This window comes from Plantibacter sp. ME-Dv--P-122b (genome assembly GCF_030209375.1).
Classification (GTDB): domain Bacteria; phylum Actinomycetota; class Actinomycetes; order Actinomycetales; family Microbacteriaceae; genus Plantibacter.
This window is the reverse complement of sequence record NZ_JARVSC010000010.1, coordinates 135,461-142,727: the sequence shown is the minus strand read 5'-3', so window position 1 is coordinate 142,727 and position 7,267 is coordinate 135,461. Positions and strand designations below refer to the sequence as shown.

Sequence of the window (7,267 nt, the reverse complement as noted above, 5' to 3'; positions counted from 1 at the left end):
ATCCCGGTCGCGCGGGGGAGGTGCGGCTCCGTGCAGCCGCCCCCCCCCCCCCCCCCCCCCCCCCCCCCCCCCCCCCCCCCCCCGCCCCCCCCCCCCCCCCCCCCCCGGTCACCGAGCCTGTCGAGGTGCGCCCTTCGACAAGCTCAGGGAGCGAAGGAGGTCGCTCAGGGACCGGCGGAGTGAAGAGCCCTACGCGACCGAGGCGGCGGTGAGGGCGGCCAATTCGTCGGCGGAGAGCTCGAGCGTGGCGGAGGCGAGGAGGTCGGGCAGCTGCTCGACCGTGCGGGCACTCGCGATGGGCGCGACGACGGTCGGCTGCGAGCGGAGCCACGCGAGCGACACCGTCGCGACCGAGACGCCGTGGGCCGCGGCGATCTCGTCGAGGACGGGCAGGAGCGCGGCGTGGTCGGCCAGGTAGGCCTGCGCCCCCTCGGCGCGGACGCTGTCGACGCTCGACCCCTCGCGGTACTTGCCCGTCAGGAAGCCCTTGGCGAGCGAGAAGTACGGCAGCACCGCGAGCTGCTCGCGCTCGGCGATCGTGCGCAGCTCACCCTCGAACTCGCGCTCGACGAGGTTGTAGTGCGGCTGGAGGGCGATCGGGCGGTGGAGCCCCTTGGCCTCGACGATCTCGAACCACTCGGCGATGCGCGCTGCGGAGTAGTTGGAGATGCCGAGGTGGCGGACCTTGCCGGCGTCGACGAGGGACGACAGTGCCGTCACCGTCTCCTCGAGCGGCACCGACTCGTCGTCGAAGTGCGCGTAGTAGAGGTCGATGTGGTCGGTGCGGAGGCGCTCGAGCGAGGCGTCGGTGGCCTTCAGGATGTTGTCGGCCGCGAGCCCCTGGAAGTCGGGGTGCTGGCTGACCTTGGTCGCGATGACGATGTCGTCGCGGTTGCCGCGGAGTTCCTGCCACTCGCCGATGAGTCGCTCGGAGTCACCGCCGGTGTTGCCGGGCACCCACGCGGAGTAGCCGTCGGCGGTGTCGATGAAGTTGCCGCCGCCCGCGACGAAGGCGTCGAGGATGTCGAACGAGGTCTGCCGGTCGGCGGTCCAGCCGAACACGTTGCCGCCGAGGTTCAGCGGGAAGACGGACAGGTCGGACGTTCCGAGGGTGGTGCGGGCGTGAGTCATCTGGTGATCCTCCATGGTTCGGTGCATCGCTGGTACTTCTCCTCACGGTAAGCCCGCGGACGGCTCGACTATTCCGCGGAGTCGCCCGATGACGAGCGAGCCACGGAGGCCGGACTGGCTCTCCACGGCCCGTCGTCGACCGTCCTACAGTGGGCCGATGGGCTACCGCATCGACGACTCGAAGGACCGCATCGACCGGGACGCCGTGTGGGCCCTGCTCCGCGAGGTCTACTGGGCCAAGTGGCGGAGCCGAGCCGACGTCGAGGCGCAGATCGACGACGCCTGGCGCGTGATCGGCGTGTACGAGGAGGAGACCGGCGCACAGGTCGGCTTCGCTCGGGCGGTTTCCGACGGACTCGGCTTCGGCTACCTCGCCGACGTCGTCGTCCACGAGGCGCACCGGGGCCACGGGCTCGGTAAGCGGATCGTGCAGGCCATGATCGACGACGGTCCCGGCGCGCACTTCCGGTGGACACTCTTCACGAGCGACGCGCACGGCCTCTACGAGCAGTTCGGCTTCACCGACCCCGGCCCGACCGCGCTGGTCCGGCCGGCCGCGCAGCTGCCCGTCCACCCGAGCCAGGTGCCGACCGCCTGAGATGCGGCGAATCGTCGTCCCACGGCGACTCGAACGACGAATCGACGCACCTCACCGCAGGCCTCCAGCCGCGACGGGCTAGCGTTGACCTATGTGGATCTCCGACGACGGCCGGTACAACATCGTCGACGTGCCCGCGGAGGCGTATCCGGGGCGCGCCTATCTGCTCGAACTCGTCGCCGGTCTCGAGCCCGACGAACTCCACACGCTCGTGACCCGCATGCAGGCGTTCGACGACGCGATGATCGACCGACTCGAGGTCCTCGTCGACGACGACGCCCCCGAGGTCGCACCGGATCCGGAACGTGAAGCTCCGTACGTCGACGAGATGATCCCGCGACGGGTCCTCGACTCGATCGACTGGGACGCGATCCTCACACCACCGTTCCGGATCGAGGCGATCGACGTCGCCGGTGACCGCTGGCGCATGGACGCGTGGGCCTTCCTGGAGTCGATCGTCGAGCCGCCCGTCACCCGACCGAGCGCCCGCAACCTCGGCTCCTCCCCCATCGATCCGGCGTAGACCGGCACCCGCCGAATAGGCTGGGTGTCATGACCGACGACGACGTCACCATGACCGATCCTTCGCCGCTGCTCGCCGAGGGAGCCGGACTCGAGCACCTGTACACGGGCGCGATCTGGAGCGAAGGGCCCGCGTGGATCGCGGAGACCGGCCGCGTGCGCTGGAGCGACATCCCGAACGACCGCATCCTCGAGTTCGACACCGCGACCGGTGAGACGGCCGTGTTCCGTGACGGCGCCGAGTACACGAACGGCCGCACGATCGACCGCGAGGGCCGGGTCGTGCAGTGCAGTCACGGGCGCCGCGCGGTCGAGATCGAGGGGCCCGACGGCCCGGTCACGCTCGTCGACCGTTGGTCCGGCGGCCGCTTCAACTCCCCGAACGACGTCGTCGTGCATTCCGACGGCTCGATCTGGTTCACCGACCCGCCGTACGGCATTGACGCCAGCGGACGTGAGGGGCACCCGGGTGAGCAGGAGTACGACGGCTGCTACGTCTTCCGCTTCGAGCCGGCGACCGGAGCGATCGAGCCGGTCATCACGGCGATGGTGCACCCGAACGGCCTCGCGTTCTCCCCCGACGAGTCGATCCTGTACGTCTCGGACACCGGTGATGGTGCGCAGCGCATCGCCGCGTACGAGGTCGCGGAGGACGGCGTCTCGGTCCTCTTCGGCGACACGCCGGGACGCACCTTCGCGAGCACTGCGGTACCCGCGTCCGACGGCTTCCGGATCGACGTCGACGGCAACCTCTGGTCGTCGGCGGGCGACGGCGTCGAGGTGTTCGACCCGTCCGGCGCGACCATCCTGCGCATCCCGGTCCCGGAGCGCACCGCGAACGTCTGCTTCGGCGACCCCGACGGCCGCACCCTCTACATCACGGCGTCGACGTCCCTGTACCGCATCCGAACCGCCACCCGCCAATGCCCGCGAACTGTCACTCCAGCACAGTGACGGGGCGCTGGACTAGCCGTTGGTGACAGTTCGCGAGCAGGAGCTCACGCCCGACCCTGCAGGATGAGGTTCCAGTACACCCAGGGCAGGACGTAGCGGTCGGCGAAGAACGTGAACCGGCGCTCCTTCGCGAGGCCGTTCCAGAGCGGGATCGAGGGCTTCGGGCGGTAGCGGTCGTCGAACTCGGCGAACACCACCGTCCCGCGGGAGACCGTGAACGGGCACACCGAGTAGCCGTTGTAGACCGTGCTCGGCTCCTGGCCGGACCGCACGGCGACGAGGTTCTTCGCGAGGGTCTTCGTCTGTTGCCGGAGGGCACCGCCGGATTTCGAGCTCATCACCGCGGCGGCGTCGCCGAGCGCCCAGACGTCGGGGAAGCGCGGATGCCGCAGGGTCAGCGAGTCGACCTCGACGAACCCACCAGGGTTCCCGGGGTCGGCGAGCGCCGTTGCGGCGAGCCAGTCGGGTGCGGACTGCGGCGGCACGGCGTGGAGGAGGTCGTAGGGGATCTCCTCCCCGAGTCCGCCCGTCACGCCGTCCTGCCCACGGTCCGGGCCGTCCTGCGGGTCGGTCTGCGCGATGGTCACGATGCGCTGCTCCGCATCGACCGCGACGAGCTCGCGCGAGAACCGCACCTCGATGCCGTACTCGGCGACCTTCCGGTCGAGTTCGGCGTCGATCATCGGCATGCCGAACATCGTCGGCGTGGGGACGACCAGCACCACACGGATGTCGTCGAGGACACCCGTCCGCCGCCAGTAGTCGCACGCGAGGTACATCGGCTTCTGTGCGGCACCCGAGCAGCTCGCGGGGCCGGCGGGCTGCGTGAACACGACGGTGCCGGAGCGGACCGACCGAAGCACGCGCGAGGCCTTCTGCGCGTACTCGAAGGTGTAGTTGGAGATCCCGACCGGCGACGCCATCGCCTCCGTCAGACCGGGCACGGCGTCCCAGTCCTGCTGGATGCCTGGAGCGACGATGAGCTGGTCGTACTCGACGGCGGTGCCGGATTCCAGCGTCACCGTCTTCGCGACCGGGTCGATGGACTGGACCCGGTCCTGGATCCAGGTCACGCCCTTCGGCGTCACGGTGTGCTGTGGCCTCGTGGCGACCGACGCGGAGGCGGTCCCGCCAGCGACGTGCGAGAACATCGGCTGGTACCGGTGGTGCTCGCGCGGCTCGATGACCGCGATGTCGTCGACGCCGTATCGCCGGAGCCTGCCCGCGACGGAGAGACCGGCGTTGCCGCCACCGATGACGACCACCTCGTGATGGAGCTGTGCCGTCCTGGGATCGGTCATGGTGGCGGCGGCGCTCAGGATCCGGACTGACCGCGACCGGTGGCGTTCTGCAGCCGGTCGATGTGCTCGGAGGCCTGCGCCTTCGTCAGGTCGGCGGGGAGCTCCTCGCCGGCCTCGCGGGCCAGGGTGTCGAGGTAGCTCCGCTGCGGGCCGGTCATCGGCTCGTCGCCGGTGACCCAGTCCTCGGGGTCCTTGCTCGCGCTCGTCGAGCTGTCGTCGCCACGGGCTCCGAGGGTCTCCTCAGTGGCACCGATCGTCTCGGGTGCGCCGGAGGTCGTGGCGTCGGGGGTCGTTGCATCGGTCTGTTCTGCGTCAGTCATGGGGCAACGCTACGTCGAGCGGGCGATCGGACAGGAGGGGTTGCGCGGCCTGCGCGATCGGTGTCGGAATAGCGACGGACGACCCCCGGTTGATCCAGGCGACCGCGTGCGACCGCACCGTCCACGAAGGAGCCTCATGTCCGACACCGCTTCCGGAACCGACCGATCCGCCGACGAGTCCACCCCGTCACAGGGCATGACCATCGGCATCCTCGGCGCTGGCAAGGTCGGCACGGTCCTCGCACGACTCGCGGTCGCCGCCGGGTACCGGGTGCTCATCAGCGGTTCGCGCGACGCCGCCCGGATCGCCCTGACGATCGACGTCCTCGCTCCGGGTGCCGTCGCCACGACGTCCGCCGACGCGGCTGCCCAGGCCGACATCGTCATCCTCGCGCTGCCCCTCGGCAAGCACCGGTCGGTGCCCGTCGACGAGCTGCGCGGCAAGCTCGTCGTCGACGCCATGAACTACTGGTGGGAGGTCGACGGCCACCGCGAGGACCTCAGTGCGCCGGAGACCTCGACGAGCGAGCTGGTCGCCGCCTTCCTGCCGGAGTCTCGGGTGGTGAAGGCGTTCAACCACATGGGGTACCACGACCTCGACGGCGAGCCGCGCCCGGCCGACGCGCCGGGCCGCAAGGGCATCGCGATCGCCGGCGACGATCCTGCGGACCGGGCCGCCGTCTCGGCCGTGGTGGACGCCCTCGGATTCGACCCCGTCGAGATCGGACCGCTGCGCGCGGGCGTCGTCCTCGAACCCGGGCACGAGCTCTTCGGCGCGAACATCGGTGCCGACGACATCCGCGAGGTCGCCGAGGTGCGGGCGTTCGCGGCGGCCGAGGCGGACGTCCGCTAGCCGACCCGGCGGGTTCCTGCATCCAGCCGGTCTCGACCGTTCGGACGCGGGGCGAGGGCCGCTGAGCGGATCACTTCCGCGAGCTCGTCGGCACGGCTCCACATCGGCCAGTGACCCGTCGGGAGGTCGACGACCTCGACGGTCTCGAGCGCCGCGACCTCGGCGAACATGGGGTGTCCGCCTCGAGCCATGTCCAGCACCTGCGCGCTCGGGATCGAACAGCACACGAGGGTGGTCGGCACCGCGGTGCGGGCATCGCTGGTCAGCTCCACGGCCTGGCGGAGGACCGGGCCCGGCTCGGGCACCGCCCGGTCGCGGAACCGGTCGAGGACCTCGGCGCTCAAGCCGTCGAGGCTCGCCTGCTGCGCGAGGACGTCGAAGGCCGGAAGCGGCAGCTCGTCCATCGTCGCCGGGAAGTCCGGGGCGAAGGCCGTTCCGGACGCCATCGGCCCGGAGTCGACCCACACCACCCGGCGGACGAGTTCGGGATGCCGGTCGAGGAGCAGGCTGACGGGAGCGTTCGCCCCGCTGTGCGCGACGATGACCGCTGGGTGATCCGCAGAGACGTCCCGCCGGGCGAGGGCGTCGGCGATGGCGGCGACCTGGTCGTCGAGGGTCCGTGTGGTGCGGTCGGCATCGCTGGGGTCGAGGCCGGGCAGGGTGATCGCGACGGCGCGCGAGTGGTCGGGGTCGAGATGGTCGAGGACGTCGTCCCAGGCCCAGGCGCCCAGCCAGTGGCCGGCGATGAGGATGATGGTCGGGGTGTCGTTCTGTGTGTTCATGCCTCCAGCCTGAAGCGCACTCCGGGCAGGTGTGTGTCACTATTTCTGTCATGAATCTCGAATTGATGGGCCGATGAGGCGAGCGGAGCGTCTCCACGCCCTGTCCGAGACACTGCGTCGGAGCGGATCGCGAGGGACCTCCGCCGAGCGGCTGGCGAGGGACTTCGGCGTTTCGGTGCGCACGGTCAAGCGAGACCTGCAGGCGCTCGAGCGCAGCGGCGCGCCCATCTGGTCACGCCCCGGACCAGGTGGCGGATACGGGTTGGCCCTCGGGGCGACACTGCCACCGGTCAGCCTGTCCCCGGTGCAGGCGGTGGCGCTCATGTCGGCGGTGGCCGCGGCACCCGACGCCCCGTACGCGGATCTGGCGACCGCTGGTGTGCAGAAGATCCTGGACGTCCTCGACCCCCGGACCCGGGCCCGAGCGGACGCGCTGGCCGGTCGGATCTGGGTCGATGCACCCCCGACCGCTTCGCGCGTCGTCCGATCGGCGCTCGAAGAGGCGATGGCCGAGCAGCGGGTCGTCCGCATCCGGTACACCTCGCGGGACGGGAGCACGACCACTCGCGACGTCGAGCCCGTGCTGTTCGCGTCGACGAACGGTCAGTGGTACCTCGTCGGATGGTGCCGGATGCGCGACGCGATGCGGTGGTTCACCGTGTCGCGCGTCGAGCGGGCCAGCGTGACGAAGACGGCGTGCAGCGGCCACACGGTCGCCGAGGTCGGCGAGCCGCCCATGAATGCGACACCGGTCCACGGCCGGGGACGGTGACCTGCGATCCATTCACAGGAATAGAACCGCTCCG

At 70.7% G+C, this 7,267-nt stretch carries 9 protein-coding genes; 5 read left to right on the top strand and 4 right to left on the bottom strand.

The genetic code is table 11. The features are described 5' to 3' along the window. Positions 1–189: 189 nt before the first annotated feature. Positions 190–1,131 (bottom strand): aldo/keto reductase, encoded by a 942-nt coding sequence (locus QRN19_RS17195; RefSeq protein WP_285028403.1) that lies wholly within the window; start codon positions 1,129–1,131, stop codon positions 190–192. A 157-nt stretch (positions 1,132–1,288) separates the two neighbouring features. Between QRN19_RS17195 and QRN19_RS17190 the strand changes: the two genes are divergently transcribed. The 3 genes from QRN19_RS17190 (at position 1,289) to QRN19_RS17180 (ending at position 3,205) form a co-directional block, all read left to right on the top strand. Then, positions 1,289–1,729: a GNAT family N-acetyltransferase gene (locus QRN19_RS17190; RefSeq protein ID WP_285028402.1), complete on the top strand. Its 441-nt coding sequence runs from the start codon at positions 1,289–1,291 to the stop codon at positions 1,727–1,729. A 91-nt stretch (positions 1,730–1,820) separates the two neighbouring features. Further along, a complete protein-coding gene (locus QRN19_RS17185) occupies positions 1,821–2,252 on the top strand; it encodes a hypothetical protein (protein WP_285028401.1) in 432 nt (143 codons plus the stop codon). Positions 2,253–2,281: 29 nt separating this feature from the next. Further along, positions 2,282–3,205 carry an SMP-30/gluconolactonase/LRE family protein gene (locus QRN19_RS17180; RefSeq protein ID WP_285028399.1) on the top strand — a complete coding sequence of 308 codons (924 nt, stop codon included), beginning with the start codon at positions 2,282–2,284 and terminating at the stop codon, positions 3,203–3,205. Positions 3,206–3,249: 44 nt separating this feature from the next. On the opposite strand, the gene QRN19_RS17175 is transcribed toward QRN19_RS17180, so the two are convergent. Together QRN19_RS17175 and QRN19_RS17170 are read right to left on the bottom strand one after the other, a co-directional pair. Continuing rightward, the gene (locus QRN19_RS17175; RefSeq protein ID WP_285028398.1) at positions 3,250–4,506 is read right to left on the bottom strand and encodes an NAD(P)/FAD-dependent oxidoreductase; all 1,257 of its coding nucleotides are present in this window, start codon (positions 4,504–4,506) and stop codon (positions 3,250–3,252) included. Between the two features lie 14 nt (positions 4,507–4,520). Continuing rightward, positions 4,521–4,826 carry a DUF3072 domain-containing protein gene (locus QRN19_RS17170; protein ID WP_079706423.1) on the bottom strand — a complete coding sequence of 102 codons (306 nt, stop codon included), beginning with the start codon at positions 4,824–4,826 and terminating at the stop codon, positions 4,521–4,523. A 136-nt stretch (positions 4,827–4,962) separates the two neighbouring features. On the opposite strand from QRN19_RS17170, the gene QRN19_RS17165 reads away from it, so the two are divergent. After that, positions 4,963–5,679 carry an NADPH-dependent F420 reductase gene (locus QRN19_RS17165; RefSeq protein WP_285028397.1) on the top strand — a complete coding sequence of 239 codons (717 nt, stop codon included), beginning with the start codon at positions 4,963–4,965 and terminating at the stop codon, positions 5,677–5,679. Here the strand turns inward: QRN19_RS17165 and QRN19_RS17160 are convergent. Continuing rightward, positions 5,676–6,461 carry an alpha/beta fold hydrolase gene (locus QRN19_RS17160; RefSeq protein WP_285028396.1) on the bottom strand — a complete coding sequence of 262 codons (786 nt, stop codon included), beginning with the start codon at positions 6,459–6,461 and terminating at the stop codon, positions 5,676–5,678. The genes QRN19_RS17165 and QRN19_RS17160 overlap by 4 nt on opposite strands. Positions 6,462–6,534: 73 nt before the next feature. Between QRN19_RS17160 and QRN19_RS17155 the strand changes: the two genes are divergently transcribed. Beyond that, entirely contained in the window at positions 6,535–7,233 is a 699-nt protein-coding gene (locus QRN19_RS17155) for a helix-turn-helix transcriptional regulator (protein ID WP_285028395.1), read from the top strand. Positions 7,234–7,267: the final 34 nt, after the last annotated feature.